General features: G+C 66.4%; 16 protein-coding genes. 8 read left to right on the top strand and 8 right to left on the bottom strand.

Features of this window, described 5'->3' with window-relative positions:
• Positions 1–22 precede the first annotated feature (22 nt).
• A complete protein-coding gene (gene qcrA, locus AC59JP_RS02820; RefSeq protein WP_497324842.1) occupies positions 23–1162 on the top strand; it encodes a cytochrome bc1 complex Rieske iron-sulfur subunit in 1140 nt (379 codons plus the stop codon).
• Between the two features lie 14 nt (positions 1163–1176).
• Positions 1177–2886, top strand: a complete 1710-nt coding sequence (qcrB, locus tag AC59JP_RS02815) for a cytochrome bc1 complex cytochrome b subunit (protein WP_497324106.1) — start codon at positions 1177–1179, stop codon at positions 2884–2886.
• 695 nt (positions 2887–3581) lie between these two features.
• Here the strand turns inward: qcrB and AC59JP_RS02810 are convergent.
• Both AC59JP_RS02810 and ctaC read right to left on the bottom strand, forming a co-directional pair.
• Positions 3582–3998, bottom strand: coding sequence for a cytochrome c oxidase subunit 4 (locus AC59JP_RS02810; RefSeq protein ID WP_497324104.1), 417 nt, complete (start codon positions 3996–3998; stop codon positions 3582–3584).
• 1 nt (position 3999) lies between these two features.
• Positions 4000–5115: an aa3-type cytochrome oxidase subunit II gene (gene ctaC / locus AC59JP_RS02805; protein ID WP_497324103.1), complete on the bottom strand. Its 1116-nt coding sequence runs from the start codon at positions 5113–5115 to the stop codon at positions 4000–4002.
• A gap of 150 nt (positions 5116–5265) precedes the next feature.
• Here ctaC and asnB point away from each other — a divergent pair, with 150 nt between their 5' ends.
• A complete protein-coding gene (asnB, locus tag AC59JP_RS02800; protein ID WP_497324102.1) occupies positions 5266–7191 on the top strand; it encodes an asparagine synthase (glutamine-hydrolyzing) in 1926 nt (641 codons plus the stop codon).
• Positions 7192–7215: 24 nt separating this feature from the next.
• Here the strand turns inward: asnB and AC59JP_RS02795 are convergent, their stop codons facing one another.
• The 3 genes from AC59JP_RS02795 to AC59JP_RS02785 form a co-directional block, all read right to left on the bottom strand.
• Positions 7216–8193: a carbohydrate kinase family protein gene (locus AC59JP_RS02795; RefSeq protein ID WP_497324101.1), complete on the bottom strand. Its 978-nt coding sequence runs from the start codon at positions 8191–8193 to the stop codon at positions 7216–7218.
• Positions 8194–8298: 105 nt separating this feature from the next.
• A complete protein-coding gene (locus AC59JP_RS02790) occupies positions 8299–8679 on the bottom strand; it encodes a HesB/IscA family protein (protein WP_497324100.1) in 381 nt (126 codons plus the stop codon).
• 113 nt (positions 8680–8792) lie between these two features.
• Positions 8793–9839: a glycerate kinase family protein gene (locus AC59JP_RS02785; RefSeq protein ID WP_497324841.1), complete on the bottom strand. Its 1047-nt coding sequence runs from the start codon at positions 9837–9839 to the stop codon at positions 8793–8795.
• Between the two features lie 96 nt (positions 9840–9935).
• Between AC59JP_RS02785 and AC59JP_RS02780 the strand changes: the two genes are divergently transcribed.
• Genes AC59JP_RS02780 through AC59JP_RS02765 form a run of 4 tightly spaced genes read left to right on the top strand, consistent with a single transcriptional unit; the run spans position 9936 to position 12932 of the window.
• Positions 9936–10580, top strand: coding sequence for a DUF3043 domain-containing protein (locus AC59JP_RS02780; protein WP_497324099.1), 645 nt, complete (start codon positions 9936–9938; stop codon positions 10578–10580).
• An 11-nt stretch (positions 10581–10591) separates the two neighbouring features.
• Positions 10592–11134, top strand: coding sequence for a bifunctional adenosylcobinamide kinase/adenosylcobinamide-phosphate guanylyltransferase (gene cobU / locus AC59JP_RS02775; RefSeq protein ID WP_497324098.1), 543 nt, complete (start codon positions 10592–10594; stop codon positions 11132–11134).
• The gene (gene cobT / locus AC59JP_RS02770) at positions 11131–12186 is read left to right on the top strand and encodes a nicotinate-nucleotide--dimethylbenzimidazole phosphoribosyltransferase (protein ID WP_497324097.1); all 1056 of its coding nucleotides are present in this window, start codon (positions 11131–11133) and stop codon (positions 12184–12186) included. Before cobU ends, cobT begins: the two co-directional genes overlap by 4 nt.
• Positions 12186–12932, top strand: coding sequence for an adenosylcobinamide-GDP ribazoletransferase (locus tag AC59JP_RS02765; RefSeq protein WP_497324096.1), 747 nt, complete (start codon positions 12186–12188; stop codon positions 12930–12932). Before cobT ends, AC59JP_RS02765 begins: the two co-directional genes overlap by 1 nt.
• Before the next feature lie 9 nt (positions 12933–12941).
• On the opposite strand, the gene AC59JP_RS02760 is transcribed toward AC59JP_RS02765, so the two are convergent.
• Together AC59JP_RS02760 and gcvT are read right to left on the bottom strand one after the other, a co-directional pair.
• On the bottom strand, positions 12942–14054 hold the full coding sequence (locus tag AC59JP_RS02760; protein WP_497324095.1) for a branched-chain amino acid aminotransferase: 1113 nt from the start codon (positions 14052–14054) through the stop codon (positions 12942–12944).
• A 21-nt stretch (positions 14055–14075) separates the two neighbouring features.
• Entirely contained in the window at positions 14076–15170 is a 1095-nt protein-coding gene (gcvT, locus tag AC59JP_RS02755) for a glycine cleavage system aminomethyltransferase GcvT (protein ID WP_497324094.1), read from the bottom strand.
• Between the two features lie 127 nt (positions 15171–15297).
• Here gcvT and AC59JP_RS02750 point away from each other — a divergent pair, with 127 nt between their 5' ends.
• Complete coding sequence (locus AC59JP_RS02750; protein WP_497324093.1) at positions 15298–16809, top strand: leucyl aminopeptidase; 1512 nt, start codon at positions 15298–15300, stop codon at positions 16807–16809.
• Here AC59JP_RS02750 and AC59JP_RS02745 read toward each other — a convergent pair whose 3' ends face one another.
• Positions 16810–17148: an oxidoreductase gene (locus tag AC59JP_RS02745; protein ID WP_497324092.1), complete on the bottom strand. Its 339-nt coding sequence runs from the start codon at positions 17146–17148 to the stop codon at positions 16810–16812.
• Positions 17149–17303 lie beyond the last annotated feature (155 nt).

Genomic DNA, 17303 nt, shown 5'->3' with positions numbered 1-17303 from the left:
CGTCGATCCCACCGATCGCGGAATGATGGACACCACGCGGACGTACTCCGACGAGGAACTCGCCGGCATGAGCCGTGACGAGCTCGTCAAGCTCGGAACGAACCTCGACGGTGTCGACGTCGCATTCCGCCGTAACCGCTGGCCCGTGCCGGGTACCAAGGCGGAGAAGCGTGCCGAGCGCAACGTCGCCGCGTGGGTTCTCCTCGCCGGGATCTCCGCGATCGCCTTCGTCGCGATCTACCTGTTCTGGCCGTGGCAGTACGCCGGCATCGGCGACGAGAACTACGGGCTCTACAGCCTCTACACCCCGCTCATCGGTCTCACCATGGGTCTGGCGATCCTCGGTGTCGGCGTCGCGGCGGTGCAGTTCACGAAGAAGTTCATCCCCGAAGAGGTGTCCATCCAGGACCGCCACGACGGCGGCTCGAGCACCGTGGATCAGAAGACTCTGGTCGCCGAACTCGGTGACTCCTTCGACACCTCCACCCTCGGGCGCCGCAAGCTCATCAAGCGCAGCCTGTTCTTCGGTGGCGGCGCCCTCGGAATCATGGCGATCATGCCGCTCGGTGGCTTGATCAAGAATCCGTGGGCGCAGGGAGATGATTCTTCTCTCTGGGTATCGGACTGGACTCCGAAGTACCCTGGAGAAACTATCTACCTTCGGCGATACACCGGTCGTGCAGACGACATCGTGCTGGTGCGTCCCGAGGACATGGACGCAGGTGCTATGGAGACCGTTTTCCCCTTCCGCGAGTCGGACCGCGGCGACGAGGAAGCCTTGCTGCATTCGCTCAAGGGCATTCGTAACGCGGTCATGTTGATCCGCCTGCGCACCGAGGATGCCGATCGCGTCATCAAGCGCAAGGGTCAGGAGAGCTTCAACTACGGCGACTACTTCGCCTACTCGAAGATCTGCACGCACCTCGGCTGCCCGACCTCGCTCTACGAGCAGCAGACCAACCGCATTCTCTGCCCCTGCCATCAGTCGCAGTTCAATGCTCTGGAATACGCCAAGCCGGTGTTCGGCCCTGCCGCACGCGCTCTCCCCCAGCTCCCGATATCTGTAAACACGGACGGATATCTCGTGGCAACCAGCGACTTCCTCGAACCCCTCGGCCCCGCTTTCTGGGAGCGGCCCGCAGGTGTTCACACTTCCGGTTAGCAGGAGGGAACCCCATGAGTCCATCCATCGCGACTCTCGCGGCCAAGCAGGCCGAAGGAGTCGATTCGAGATATCACCTGTCCCCCGGTATGCGGCGGCAGATCAACAAGGTCTTCCCCACACACTGGTCCTTCCTGCTCGGCGAGATCGCGCTGTATAGCTTCGTGATCCTGCTCATCTCGGGCGTGTACCTGACGCTGTTCTACGACCCCTCGATGGCGGAGGTCACCTACAACGGTGCCTACGCGCCGTTGCGCGGCGTGGAGATGACGAAGGCGTACGAGACCACGCTCAACCTGTCGTTCGAGGTGCGTGGCGGTCTGTTCATCCGTCAGATCCACCACTGGGCGGCACTGCTGTTCGCGTGCTCGATCATCGTGCACATGTTCCGCATCTTCTTCACCGGAGCATTCCGTCGCCCGCGTGAGGCCAACTGGGTCATCGGCTCGCTCATCCTCATCCTGGCGATGTTCGAGGGCTTCTTCGGTTACTCGCTCCCCGACGACCTGCTCTCCGGCACCGGTCTTCGTGCGGCGTTCTCCGGCATCACGATCAGCATCCCGGTCATCGGTTCGTGGATGCACTGGCTGATCTTCGACGGCGACTTCCCCGGCACGATCATCATCCCGCGCCTCTACATCGCGCACGTGCTGCTGCTGCCGGGCATCATCCTCGCCCTCATCGCAGCTCACCTCGCACTGGTCTGGTACCAGAAGCACACGCAGTTCCCCGGCCCCGGCCGCACCGAGAAGAACGTCGTCGGCGTTCGTATTCTCCCGGTCTTCGCGGTCAAGTCCGGCGCGTTCTTCGCGATGACCTTCGGTGTTCTCGCGGTCATGGGCGGCGTGCTGCAGATCAACCCGGTCTGGGCCCTCGGCCCGTACAACCCGGCGCAGGTCTCCGCAGGTTCGCAGCCCGACTTCTACATGATGTGGACCGACGGCCTCGCTCGACTGTGGCCGGCGTGGGAGCTCTACATCGGCAACTACATGATCCCCGCGGTGTTCGCCGTCGCTCTCATCATGGGTCTCGTGTTCGCGATCATGATCGCGTACCCGTGGATCGAGAAGCGCTTCACCAAGGACGACGCACACCACAACCTGCTGCAGCGCCCGCGTGACGTTCCGGTTCGCACCGGCGTCGGCGCCATGGCGATCGCGTTCTACGTCGTGCTCACGCTCTCGTGTGTGAACGACATCATCGCGTACAAGTTCGACATCTCGTTGAACGCGATGACATGGGCAGGTCGTATCGGAATGCTCATCGTTCCGCCGATCGCGTACTTCGTCGCCTACCGGTTCTGCATCGGACTCCAGCGCAGCGACCGTCAGGTGCTCGAGCACGGCATCGAGACCGGTGTGATCAAGCGTCTGCCCACCGGCGCATTCGTCGAGATCCACCAGCCCCTCGGCCCGGTGGACGATCACGGCCACCCGATCCCCCTCGAGTACCAGGGTGCCGCGGTCCCGAAGAAGATGAACAAGCTCGGTTCGGCCGGCAAGCCCGGCTCCGGCAGCATCTTCACTCCCGACCCGATCGAGGAGAGCCGCGCACACGAGCAGGCCTTGCACCAGGGCGAGCACGACCAGCTCACCATGCTGCGCGAGCTCCAGACCAAGACCTTGGCCACCAACGGCAACGGTCACGGCTCGAACGGGCACAGCAACGGGAGCGGCTCGAACGGGCACAGCAACGGGAACGGCTCCAACGGCAACGGTCACTAGGCCTTCGCCGTAGGTCCTCCAAGAGGGCGTCACCCCGAGTGGGTGGCGCCCTCTTTGCTGTCTGTGGCTGCGTCCGCGAGCCTTCTGTGTGTTCGAGAGGCCTGTAGGGAACGCGGGAACGCAATCGGCTATCGAACGGGCCTGGATGGCTCGGTTCGCTCTGTGCATCCGCTGTCGGAGGGGCGCGGGGTGATCCGAGGTGCTCCACTCCCCCACCGACCGCGCTGCACGCCAGCGGTCATCGAACTTGGCCATCAGCCCGGAGGCCGGGCCGCCGGCTCCGGGCACTCCCATTGGTCCCACGCATCTGCAATCGGCGGTGCCCGAAGCTATCCGGGGTGCCCGAGTCGCAGACCACTACAAACAGAGCACCCACCGGCCTCTCACGGCGCCTATACGACCGCTGTGTGCACCCCTGCCGGTGCCAGGCAAGGCCCACGCAATCGGCGGTGCCCGAATCGATCCGAGGTGCACCGGGACTGGCCGTCCAGCGCTCGACGACTGCAATCAAACGCTGCTGCCGGGGAACCTCCCTGCACTTCGACGACCGCCCCCCAGCGCCCGGGCACCCCGATTCGCCCCACACACCCCCGATCGGCGATGCCCAACGCAATCCAAGGTGCCCAAAAACCTGCGCCACCCCCACACAGCAAAACGGGCCGCACCCGAAGGTACGGCCCGCTCGACAGACTCTGTCAGTGCTTCTCGGGTCCCAGGTGGTACTCGAAGACCAGGCCGGCAGCTGCGGCGATGATGGCGACGGCGCCGAGGGCCAGCATCCACGGCTCGAAGAACGCGAATGCCAGGCCCATGAATGCGGCCGCGGCGGCCAGCAGGATGGGCCAGAAGCTTCCGGGGCTGAAGAAGCCCAGGTCGCCTGCGCCGTCGGCGATTTCGGCGTCGTCGTAGTCCTCGGGGCGGGTGTCGAGACGACGAGCCACGAAGCGGAAGTACGTGCCGATGATCAGCGTCAGGCCGGCCGTCAGCACGATGGCCGTGAGTCCGGCCCATTCGATTCCGGTACGGGAGAAGCCGGTGAAGACGCCGTACAGGATGCCGGTGAGGATGAAGAACACCGTCAGGATCTCGAAGAGTTTCGCTTCGATCTTCATGTCAGTTTCCTTCCGCCACGGTGGCCGACTTGACGGTGCGGTCCGTGTTGAACGGAACCGTCGTGGTCGAAACCGGGGACTGGCCGATTGCCGCCAAAGCCTGCGCGTTCGTGGATCCGGATTCACGTGCTGCGAAGTAGGTCTTGAAGTCCTGCTCGCTGACGGCACGCACTTCGAAGTTCATCATCGAGTGGTAGGTGCCGCACATCTCGGCGCAACGCCCGACGAAGGCGCCTTCCTTCTCGATCTCGCTGATCTGGAAGATGTTGTCCGAGTGGTTGGCCTTCGGGTTCGGCATGACGTCGCGCTTGAAGAGGAACTCCGGAACCCAGAACGCGTGGATGACGTCCGAGGAAGCCATCTGGAACTCGATGCGCTTTCCGACCGGGAGGACCAGGACGGGGATCTCGTTGCTCGATCCGACCGTCTCGATCTTGTCGTACTGGAGGTACGAGAGGTCGGACTCCTCGCGGCCGAACACAGGTCCGGGCTCTTCTCCCTCGGGGGTGCTGCCCTGGGCTTCGGCGGAGGCTTCCTTCTCCTCGTCGATGCCGTTGTACTTGGCGGAGCCGTCCTGCATGTCGATCGTGCGGTAACCGAACTTCCAGTTCCACTGGTAGGCGGTGATGTCGACGACGACGTTGGGGTTGTCCTGCTTGTCGTTGACGAAGTTCTGGACGACGACGGTGAAGTAGAACAGCACGGCGATGATGACGAACGGCACGGCCGTGTAGAACAGCTCGAGCGGCACGTTGTATGCCGTCTGGCGCGGGAACTCGGGTGAGTCCTTCTTCTTGCGGTGGAACATCACCGTCCAGAAGGTGAGGCCCCACACGATCACGCCCATGACGAGCGCGGCGATGACGGACCACGTCCACAGCTCGCGCATGCGGGTGGCCTGCGGGGTCACGCCCGAGGGCCAACCGAAACGCAGGACGCTGTTGTCGATGCCACAGCCCGACAACGTCAGGGCGGCCATGCCGAGTGCGACGACCAAACCGGCCCGCCTCACGATTCGACTGCCGGATCCAACACTTTGCGTCACGTTCACGCCTTCCTCATTCACCACGTCGAGTCGAGGATCGCCGGGCGAGGGCTCGCACGGGACACGCTCCATGTACTACGCAGCGTAGACCAAAGCGAGCCACTATTGGATGCCGGGTCGACCTGCTGCGGCGCGTCGACCGTGCCCGAGGAACAGGCGTCGGTGCGGCATACTCGACCGGGATCCACGGGGCCCCCGAATACCGAAAGAGGACAGACGACTGTGTGTGGACTGCTTGGACTTTTGACGCCGAACGCATCCGCGGAGGATGTGGTCGATGCCGTCGGCGAGGCCAGCCATTGCATGCGCCACCGTGGTCCGGACGACCCCGGGACCTGGCACGACGGCGATCTCGCTTTCGGGTTCAACCGACTGGCCATCATCGACATCGAGCACTCGCACCAGCCTTTGCGGTGGGGACCGGCGGAGAACCCGACCCGGTACGCGCTGACGTTCAACGGTGAGATCTACAACTACCTCGAGATCCGCGACACGCTCGCTCGTGAGCACGGTGCCGTCTTTTCCACCGAGGGCGACAGCGAGGCAGTGGTCGCCGCGCTGCACTACTGGGGCGACGACGCCGTACGCCGACTGCGGGGCATGTTCGCCATCGCACTGTGGGACACCGAGACACGCGAGCTCTTCCTGGCGCGTGATCCGTTCGGCATCAAGCCCCTCTTCTACGCGACCGGTCCGGGTGGCACGGCGTTCGGCAGCGAGAAGAAGAGCATTCTCGAACTCCTCACCCCGCTCGGATTGGGCGAGGAACTCGATCCGCGCGCGATCGAGCACTACACCGTTCTGCAGTACGTCCCCGAGCCGGAGACGCTGCACGCTTGCATTCGACGACTCGAATCGGGCACGTATGCCCGTGTGCGACCGGGCGGGTCGATCGAGCCCGTTCGATACTTCCGGCCGACCTTCCCCATCCGCCCGTTCGCCGCCGGCACGGAGGAAAAGCGCTACCGGGAGATCGCCGAGGCACTCGAGGATTCCGTCGCCAAGCACATGCGCGCAGACGTCACCGTCGGCTCGTTCCTGTCGGGCGGAATCGACTCGACGGCCATCGCTGCCCTCGCAATGCGCCACAACCCCAACCTGATCACCTTCACGACGGGCTTCGAGCGCGACGGGTATTCCGAGGTGGACGTGGCCGCGGAGTCGGCCGAGCTGATCGGTGCCCGGCACATCGTTCGGGTGGTGGGGCCGGAGGAGTTCGCGTCGTCGATTCCCGAGATCGTCTGGTACCTCGACGATCCCGTGGCCGATCCTGCCCTGGTGCCGCTCTACTTCGTCGCGAAGGAAGCGCGCAAGCACGTCAAGGTCGTGTTGTCCGGTGAGGGCGCCGACGAGCTGTTCGGCGGGTACACGATTTATCGGGAGCCGTTGTCGCTCAAACCGTTCGACGCTTTACCCGGCGGTCTGCGCAAGATGGCCGGACGGCTGAGCGAGCGCATTCCGGACGGTACCCGCGGGAAGAGCTTGCTGAACCGGGGTTCGATGTCGCTCGAAGAGCGCTACTACGGGAACGCGCGCAGCTTCAACGACGCTCAATTGCGTTCCGTACTGCGCGATTTCAAGCCCGAGTGGACGCACACCGACGTCACGGCACCGATCTACGCCGAATCGGCGGGCTGGGATCCGGTGGCCAGGATGCAGCACTTGGATTTGTTCACGTGGCTTCGCGGCGACATCTTGGTCAAGGCCGACAAGATCACCATGGCCAACTCGTTGGAGCTGCGAGTTCCGTTCCTCGATCCCGAGGTGTTCGCCGTTGCCGAGCAGCTGCCGTTGGAGCAGAAGATCACCAAGACGACTACGAAGTACGCCCTGCGGCGCGCACTGGACGGTATCGTGCCCGCCCACGTGTTGAACCGGGCGAAGCTCGGTTTCCCTGTGCCGCTACGGCATTGGCTGCGCGGTCCGGAACTGTTCGACTGGGCACACCAACAGATCGCGGACTCGGCGACCGAGCACCTGCTGCACAAGCCGGCCATCGTGGCGATGCTGAACGAACACCGCGAAGGCCGCGTCGACCACAGCCGCCGGTTGTGGACCGTGCTGATCTTCATGGTGTGGCACGGCATCTTCGTCGAGAAGCGCATCGTGCCCACCATCGCAGAGCCGACCTACCCGGTCAGGCTCTGACCGGGTAGGTCGGGGGCCGATCGACTACGCGGGAAGAATTTCCGCGATCTCGGACGCCACGTCGGAGCCGTAGGCGTCGCCGAGGCGCTTGATCGCGTCCTCGCGTACGAGGGTCCATTCCTGCGTTCCCGTGGTCTCGAGGATGAGAACGGCAACGAACGAGCCGAGCTGGGCAGCACGTTCGAGCGACAGACCGCGGGTGCGCGCGTACAGGAAACCGGCGCGGAAACCGTCGCCGACGCCGGTCGGGTCGACCTTGCTGGTCTCCGGCACGACGGAGACGTGCACGTCGGTTCCGTCGGCGCCGACGATGTCGACTCCGCGCTTGCCGAGTGTGGTCACGCGCAGTTCGACCATGTCCCGGACCTCGGACTCGCTGAGCCCGGTCTTCTGCTTCAGCAGGCCCCACTCGTACTCGTTGCAGAACAGGTACTTCGCCCCCGTGATCAGGGCGCGTGCCTGGTCACCGGTCAACCGCGCGAGCTGTTGCGACGGGTCGGCCGCGAACGGCAGACCAGCGTCGCGGCACTGCTGGGTGTGGGTGATCATGCCGTCGGGATCGTGGGCACCGATCAGCACGAGTTCGAGATCGTGTTTCGCGACGAGGTCGGTGATCGAGATGTTGCCCGACTCGCTCATCGCACCGGGGTAGAACGAGGCGATCTGCGCCATGTCCTCGTCGGTGGTGCAGACGAAACGTGCGGTGTGCTGCGAGGCCGAGACCGCGACGGCGCTGCAGTCGACCCCGTTGGATTCGAGCCACGGCTGGTACTCGGTGGCGAAGTCGGCGCCGACCGACCCCACCAGCAACGGCGAACCGCCGAGGACGCCCATCGCGTACGAGATGTTGCCGGCAACACCGCCGCGACGGATCACCAAGTCGTCGACGAGGAAGCTCAGCGACACGTGCGCGAGCTGGTCGGCGAGAAACTGGTCGGCGAACCGACCGGGGAAACGCATGAGGTGATCGGTGGCGATCGAGCCGGAGACGGCGATGGTCACGAACGGGCCTTTCGATAGAAGATCGTCGTACACCCGCAGGCTACCCACAGTTCCGACAACAAATCACCGGCCCGCGCTGCGGACCGGTGATTCGATGAAACTACGTCAGTTGAACGAGTCGCCGCAGGCGCAGGACCCGGTGGCGTTGGGGTTGTCGATCGTGAACCCCTGCTTCTCGATGGTGTCGACGAAGTCGATGGATGCACCCTCTACGTACGGCGCGCTCATGCGGTCGACGGCCAGCGTGACGCCGCCGAAGTCCTTGACGAGGTCGCCGTCGAGCGAGCGATCGTCGAAGAAGAGCTGGTAACGCAGGCCGGCGCAGCCACCGGGCTGGACGGCGATGCGAAGTGCGAGATCGTCACGACCTTCCTGGTCGAGCAACGCTTTCGCCTTCGAGGACGCGGCCTCGGTCATGATGACGGCGTGGGTGGCCACGTCTTCGGTCGAGACGTCGCTCGTGGCGACATCGTTCTGCACAGTCATGGGCTCTCCCTATCGTTCGTACAAGACCCGCGAACACTGTCAACGGTACTCCCGCACCCTCTATTCCACACGATGCATGCGGGTAGGCAGATCATCAGTGCCACTGGGACTCATCAGTGCCACTGGGATGCGACGTGCGTGGCCAGGGCGGTGAGTTGGTTGCGCGCATCGGACATCGCCAGCTCGATCGAGCCGGCGAACTCGGTCACCGAGTGCGCCGAGACGACTCCTGCGTCCTTCACCTGCTGATCGGTGAGGACGACCTGACCGGCCAGGACGACGGTTCGGACGTCGTATCGTCCCCCGGCCGACGCGAGTGCGGTCACCAGCTTCCCGCGCAGGGACTGCGAATCGAACTTTCCTTCGCCGGTCAGGACGAGATCGACGTCACCGAGTACGGCGTCCTGGTCCGTGTACTCGGCCACCAGTTCGGCTCCCGAACGCCGATGGCCGCCGAGCGCGAGCAGCGCTGCTCCGATGCCGCCCGCGGCGCCGGCTCCGTCCATCTCGTCCACCGGCTTTCCGGTGACGGCGCGCAACACTTCGGCCCAGTCGGCGTTGCGGTCCTCCAGGATTGCGAGCGCGGCCGCGTCGGCGCCCTTCTGCGGCCCGAACACCGCCGCGGCGCCGTGGGGTCCGAGCAGCGGATTCTCGACGTCCGACGCCACCACCACCTCCACGTCGCGCAGCTTCGACATCGCCTCCCCCAGACCGCCGAGCGCTCGAACCAGGCCGCGTCCGCCGTCGGTGCAGCTGCTGCCACCCAGACCCACGACGACGGTGGTCGCGCCGGCGCTCAGGGCAGCGTCGATCAGCTCTCCGACTCCGCGGCTGTGCGCGGACAGCGAGGTCTGCGGGTCCGGCGCTCCCCCGAGCAATCCGAGGCCGCACGCCTGCGCCACCTCGATGAATGCCGTGTCGCCCGCCAGAAGCCATCGAGCGTCGACCGCCTCCACCAGCGGTCCGCTGACGTGCTCGGTGCGCACGTCCCCGCCGCGGGTGGCGAGGACGTCGACGAATCCCGGCCCACCGTCCGACTGCGGCATCAGCACCAGGTCGTCGTCCGGACGAGCCGACGCCCACCCGTCGGCGATGGCGTGAGCCGCCTGTACGGCGGTGAGGGTTTCGCCGAAGGAGTCCGGGGCGATCATGACGCGCATCGGAGGGATATTAGGGCCGACGAACCGTGCGAGCACGTCGAAGAAGTCGGACATCCGGTGTTCACCGAAGGGGGGTCGTCGAATAACCTGGAGGGCGTGAAGCTATTTCCCCTCGGAAGCTCCGACAAGTCGGAGAACGTCGACCCGGAGATCACCGAGACCTCGGTCGAGGAGACCGTCAGTCTCGGTAAGGGACGGCCGACTCCGAAGCGTCGTGACGCCGAGGCGCGGCGGCGCGGGCCGGTCGCTCCGGCGCCGCTCACCGCCAAGGAGGCGCGGGCACGTCGCAAGGCCACCCGAGGATCGAAGGAAGAGCGCAAGCAGGCCTCTGCCGAGCGCCGCGCGACCGCGGCGGAGCGTCGAGCGAAGATGCTCGCCGGCGAGGACAAGTACCTCCTCCCCCGCGACAAGGGACCGGTCCGCGGGTTCGCACGAGACATCGTCGATTCGCGTCGCAACCTGGTGGGCCTGTTCATGCCGCTCGCCCTGCTGCTCATCGTCGCGATGTTCCTGACGCCGGCAATTCAGTCGATCGTCACGCTCGCGATGCTCATCATGATGGTGTTCATGGGAATCGACGGATACCTTCTCGGCCGTCGGGTCAACAATCAGGTGCGAGAGCGCTTCCCGGACACCGCCGACGGCGGTTTCAAGCTCGGTTGGTACACGTTCGTCCGCGCGTCGCAGATTCGTAAGATGCGCGCCCCGAAGCCCCGCGTGGGCCCCGGAGACGCAGTCTGACCGACGGACCGATGCGATCGCTGATCCTCGGGGGTGCCCGGTCCGGAAAGTCCGCTCACGCCGAAGGTTTGGTGACCGAGGCGGCGACCGTTCGGTATGTCGCCACCGGCCGGCGGGATCCTTCGGACGACGACTGGAACGCTCGGATCGACCGTCACCGAGACCGTCGACCCGATCACTGGGTGACCGTCGAGACGTCCGCAGCCGCCGATCTGGCTGCGCTGCTGTCCGTTTCGTACCGGGGTCCGACGCTCGTCGACGATCTGGGCACGTGGCTGACCGGGGCGTTCGACGATCTGAACGCATGGGACAGTCCACGCGGAACCATCACCCCTGCGGTCGACGATCTCGTCTCTGCCGTGGCGCAATTCGACGGTGAACTCGTGCTCGTCACCCCGGAAGTGGGCCTCGGCGTCGTCCCGGAATCGGCTGCAGGGAGACTGTTCCGGGACGAGATCGGTTCTCTCAACTCCCGCCTCGCAGACCAGTGCGATTCCGTGCGTCTCGTCGTCGCTGGTCTTGCCGTCGAACTCAAAACGAAAGGCCAACGGTGACAACGGATTCGGCTGACCTGTTCGCACCGGTCGAGGTGCCCGACGCGTCGGCGGCGGCGGCTGCGCGTGAGCGGCAGACCAACTTGACCAAACCCGCCGGTTCCCTCGGCCGCCTCGAGACGATCGCGGAATGGGTGTCGGCGTGCCAGGGTCAGTGCCCACCGCACCTGTTCGAACGTCCCCGCGTGGTGGTGTTCGCCGGCGACCACGGCGTCGCCCGAGGAGGCGTGTCCGCCTATCCGACCGAGGTCACCGCGCAGATGGTGGCCAACATCCTCGGCGGGGGCGCTGCCGTCAACGTCCTCGCCTCCGTCGCCGGCGCGAGCGTGCGGGTGGTCGACATCGCGGTCGACGCCGATACCGACCCGTCGGTGTCCGCCCACAAGGTTCGCCGGTCGAGCGGGTCCATCGATCGCGAGGACGCCCTCACCCCCGACGAGACCACGGCTGCCTTCACCGCCGGCCGGGCCATTGCCGACGAGGAGGTCGACGGAGGTGCCGACCTCCTCATCGCGGGCGACATGGGTATCGGAAACACCACGCCCGCAACGGTTCTGATCGCCTCGCTCACCAGCACCGAACCGGTCGCCGCGGTGGGACGGGGCACGGGAATCGACGACGAGGGCTGGTCGCGCAAGACCGCCGCGATTCGCGATGCCATGCGCCGCGCCCGTCCGGTTCTCCGGGACCCTTACGCTCTCGTCGGCGCCGTGGGCGGAGCCGACTTCGCGGCCATGGCCGGCTTCCTGATCCAGGCCGCGGTGCGCAAGACCCCGGTCGTTCTGGACGGAGTCGTCGTCACCGCGGCGGCGCTGATCGCGAACGACATCGCGGCGAACGCCAAGGAGTGGTGGATCGCCGGGCACCGATCGACCGAACCCGCACACTCGCTCGCGCTGACGCATCTGCGCATGGAGCCGGTGGTGGAGCTGTCGATGCGGCTCGGCGAGGGGTCCGGTGCATTGATGGCGCTCCCGATCGTGACGGGCGCCGTCGCGACCCTGAACGGCATGGCGACGTTCGCCGACGCCGGTGTGAGTACCGAGGCGTAGTGCTCGACGGCCTGCGCCTCGCGGCGTCGTGGCTGACCGTTCTGCCGGTGCGCGGTCCGGACTCGGTCGACCGCGACGACGGTCGACGCGTGATCGCCGCGACGCCGGTGATCGGCCTCGTCCTCGGGGCGATGGTGGCAGTCGTCGCCTGGGTGGGCACCGTCGCCGGCCTTCCTGCACCCCTCGCGGGCTTCCTCGCGGTCGCGGCCCATGCGCTGGCAACCCGCGGAATGCACATCGACGGCCTGTCGGACACCGTCGACGGGCTCGGGTGTTACGGCCCTCCCGAACGCGCGCAGGCCGTCATGAAGTCCGGTGGCGCAGGGCCGTTCGGCGTCGCGGCGCTGATCCTGACTCTCGGGTCCGGAGCCGTCGCGATCGGCGAACTGGCCGATCGCGGCTGGTACGCGGCCATCGTGATCGCGCTTCTGACGAGCCGGGTGGCCGTGGTCGGATCGTGCCGAGTCGGTATCACTGCCGCGAACGAGTCCGGCTTCGGATCGTTGGTCGCCGGGACTCAGCGTCTCGGCGTCGTCGCCGCGTGGTCCGTCGTGGCACTGGCTGCCGGAGCCATGGCAACACCCGACCGCTGGTGGCTCGGTGTGGTCGCCGTCGCGGCGGCTCTCGCGTTCGCAGCCGTCTTCACCCGGCACTGCGTTCGACGCTTCGGCGGGCTCGTCGGCGATGTTCTGGGAGCGGTCATCGAGTCGACGACCGTCCTGATCCTGGTCGTGTGTCTGGTGTGAGACCCGAGATCAGGGAGCGGGACGCAGGGTGCTCATCCACCCGTGGGTGTCCGCGAACGTTCCGCGCTGAATCCCGGTCAACGTGTCGCGCAACGCCATCGTGAGCTCGCCCGGTTCGCCGCCGCCGATCGTGAACTCACCTTCCGCGGACTTGACGCGACCCACCGGCGTGATAACCGCTGCGGTTCCGCATGCGAAGACCTCGGTGATCTCGCCGGAGTCGGCCTTCTTCTGCCACTCGTCGGTCCCGATCTTGCGCTCCTCGATCGCGAAGCCGGCGTCGGTGGCCAACGCGAGAAGCGAGGACCTGGTGATACCGGGCAGCAACGAGCCGGACAGCGACGGAGTGACCAGACGCGCGTCCGGGCCGCTTCCGAAGACGAAGAACAGGTTCATCCCGCCCATCTCCTCGACGTAGCGGCGCTCGATGGCGTCGAGCCACACCACCTGATCGCAGCCTTCGTCGGACGCCTGCGCCTGGGCGAGAAGCGAGGCCGCGTAGTTGCCCGCGAACTTCGCCGCACCGGTGCCGCCGGGAGCCGCGCGCACGTACTCGGTGGAGAGCCAGACGCTGACCGGTTTGACGCCCTGCGGAAAGTAGGCGCCCGCGGGCGAAGCGATCAGCATGTAGCGGTACGAATGCGCCGGACGCACGCCGAGTCCCGCTTCGGTCGCGAACATGAACGGCCGCAGGTACAGCGCGTCCTCACCGCCCGCAACGGGAACCCACTCGTGATCGACCTCGAGCAGCTGACGGATCGACTCGCGGAAGAGCTCGGCGGGAAGCTCCGGCATCGCGAGACGCGCTGCGGACGTCCGCAGGCGCTCGGCGTTGTCGTCGACACGGAACGAGGCCAGACTGCCGTCGGGCTGGCGGTAGATTTTCAGGCCCTCGAAGATCGCCTGCCCGTAGTGCAGAACCATTGCGGCCGGGTCGATTTCGAAGGGCGCGTACGGGGTCACGACGGCGTTGTGCCATCCCTTGTCGACCGTGTAGTCGATGACCACCATGTTGTCGGTGAAGTAGCGGCCGAACCCGGGCGCGGCGAGCACGGCGTCGCGCGCACGCGCGTCCAACGGTGATGGGTGCGGGACGCGGGTGAACTCGGTAACGCCAGTCATGCGGTCATCCTAATCCACCTGCTACTTCGTCTTCGTGTCGACGAAAGGCGGCTTCACGACGTCGCACGCCACCGCCCGCCCGCGCACGTCCACCTCGACCGAATCGCCCACCGACACCCCCGCGGACGTGTCGAGCAGCGCGAGCGCGATTCCCGCTTTGAGGGTGGGTGAGAACGTGCCCGACGTGGTGACGCCGACCGTCGATCCGTCTCGCATCACGTTCAGGTCGGGCCGGAGCACACCGCGACCGCTCGCCCGCAGCCCGACGAGCGTGCGCGGTGCACCGTTCTCCTTCTGAGCGGCGAGCGCGTCGCGTCCCCAGAACGTGTCCTTCTTCCATCCGACGGCCCACCCGCATCGGGCTTCGAGCGGCGAAATAGATTGCGAGAGTTCGTGTCCGTGCAGCGGATAGCCCATCTCGGTACGCAGGGTGTCGCGCGCGCCGAGGCCTGCGGCCTCTCCCCCTTCGTCGCCGACGGCGGTCACGAGCGCGTCGAACAGAGCGGCGCTGCCGTCCCAGGTGGGCAGCAGCTCGTATCCGTGTTCGCCGGTGTAGCCGGTGCGGCACACCCTCACGGTTCCGTCACCGAAGGGCGCGTCGGCGAAGCCCATGTACTCGAGGTCGGTCGGCAGACCGAGTGCCTGCAGAACGGCCGCGGACCGCGGACCCTGCACCGCGAACACACCGTAGGAGCGGTGCAGGTCCGTGACGGTGACGCCCTCGGGCGCACCGGCGGTCAGCGCGGCCACGATCGCCGCGGTGTTCGCAGCGTTGGGGACCAGGAAGACCTCGTCCTCGCTCACCTCGTAGGCGATCAGGTCGTCGATCACACCGCCGGAATCGGTGCAGCACAACGTGTATTGCGCTTTGCCCGGAGCGATACGTCGAATGTCGTTGGTGAACGCGGTGTTCGCGTACGCGGCCGCGCCTGGCCCGACGATCGACGCCTTACCGAGGTGACTCACGTCGAACAGGCCGACTCGCTCACGAACCGCCGCATGCTCTTTCACCGTTCCGGCGTACGACACCGGCATCGACCAACCTCCGAATTCCGCGAACGTCGCGCCGAGTGCGACGTGGCGGTCGTGGACAGGTCCCTGCAGCAATTCACCCATGACGAGCACCGTATCGGACCTGCGGGAAGGCCGACGGTCGGTCGCCGAATCGGCCAGGGAGGCCGGAGGGTGACCGGAATGTGCGCCTAGCATCGGATACCACCGACAACCACGAGGAGACGTACACGTGAGCACCCAGCAGTCCCGAACGCTCGGACCCGAGATCGCCCTGGCCGGTGCGATCGGCGCCAAGACCGACGTGGTCGTGGTCGGGTTGATCAAATCCGACGACGGACTGCAGGTTGTCGGCGCATCTCTGCTCGGTGATCACGCCGCCGCCGTGCTGCTGGCGCTCAAGGCCGTGGGTGCGACGGGTCGCGCCGAACAGCTCACCCGCGTTCCCGCCCCGGCCGGTCTCGGCGCGACGAGCGTCGTCGCCGTCGGTATGGGAACGGACGACGAGCGCAACCCCGATTCCGTGCGTCGCGCAGCGGGCATCGCGGCTCGGTCGCTGACCGGTACCGACACGGCGACGACCACGCTGTCGACGCTCGACATCGGCGCCAGCGCGGAGGGGTTCTTCCTCGGCGCGTACCAGTTCACCGAGTTCAAGTCGTCCAAGAGCGCCCCCAAGGAGGACGGTGCGCCGGTTCGCCGCATCGAGTTGCTCGTCGACGCTCCGCGGAGCTCGGACGCCAAGTCCGCCCTCGCTCGCGGTCTCGCGATCGCCGCCGCGGTGGCCACCGCGCGCGACTTCGTCAACACCCCACCGAGCCACCTGTTTCCGGCGGAGTTCGCCGATCGCGCCAAGGCGCTCGGCACCGATGCGGGACTCGCGGTTCAGATCCTCGACGAGAAGGCCCTGGAAAAGGGCGGGTACGGCGGCATCATCGGCGTCGGCAAGGGATCGTCGCGCCCGCCTCGCCTGGTGCGGATGACCTACAAGGGCGGCAAGCGGGGCACGCCCTCGGTGGCCCTGGTGGGCAAGGGCATCACGTTCGACACCGGCGGCATCTCGATCAAGCCGGCCGCGGGCATGGAGAACATGACCTCCGATATGGCGGGGGCTGCCGCCGTCGTCGCGACCGTGGTTCTCGCCGCGAAGCTGAAGCTTCCTCTCGACGTGACCGCGTGGGTACCGATGGCGGAGAACATGCCGTCGGCCACCGCGCAGCGGCCCGGAGACGTTCTGACGCAGTACGGCGGCACCACCGTCGAGGTCATCAACACCGATGCGGAGGGTCGACTCGTGTTGGCCGACGCGATGGTGCGGGCCTGCGAGGAGAACCCCGACTACCTCATCGACACCGCAACGCTGACCGGAGCGCAGACCGTCGCCCTCGGCAACCGCACGCCCGGTGTCATGGGCACCGAGGTGTTCCGCGACCGGGTCGCGATCTTGTCGCAGAACGTCGGCGAGGACGCCTGGCCGATGCCGATGCCGAAGGAACTGCGGGCCGACCTCGACTCCAAGGTCGCCGACATCGCGAACGTCACGAACCACCGATTCGGCGGGATGCTCGCGGCGGCGCTGTATCTGAAGGAGTTCGTCGCCGACGGCGTCCAGTGGGCGCACATCGACGTGGCCGGCCCTGCCTACAACACCTCCGGACCACACGGATACACGTCGAAGGGCGGCACGGGCGTTCCGGTCCGCACGATGTTCGCGGTGCTCGAGGACATCGCCGAGAACGGCTGATCACAGCCCCTGTTCGCGCCGCCGGATGATCTTCTGGCGGGCATCGTGATCACGCATGCGCTGCGGGTATCCGACCTTGCGCACGTCGTAGACGGGGATCTTCAGGTCTTCGCCCAGCTTGCGGGCTCCCTTGTCGCCGCCCACTGCTCGTCGCGTCCATTCTCCGTCGGACGCGACGAGCACGACGGTCACCGGGGTCACGGTGGTCTCCGGTTCCACGTAGGCCTCGACACCGATGTGCGACCGGGTCCAGTCGGCGAGGTGCTGACGATCGGCGGAGCTGACTCCACCCTTCTTCTTCGCCGACCCCCGTCTGGCAAACCGGCTGAACATGCCCACGTCGACTCTCCTGATTCGTTCGTATTGTTCGCACCAGTGTGCCAAACGACACGCTTGCACCCTCTGGACGCGAAGACACGCCGTAAGTGACAGGATGACAGGCGTGAACGGTTCGGTTTCTTTCGGCAGTGCGTCGACACCCGAACCACCCGCAT

The sequence above is a fragment of the Rhodococcus sp. 320_ES genome, from assembly GCF_059691855.1.
Note: the sequence above shows the minus strand (reverse complement) of the source record. Positions and strands in the feature narration are given on the sequence as shown.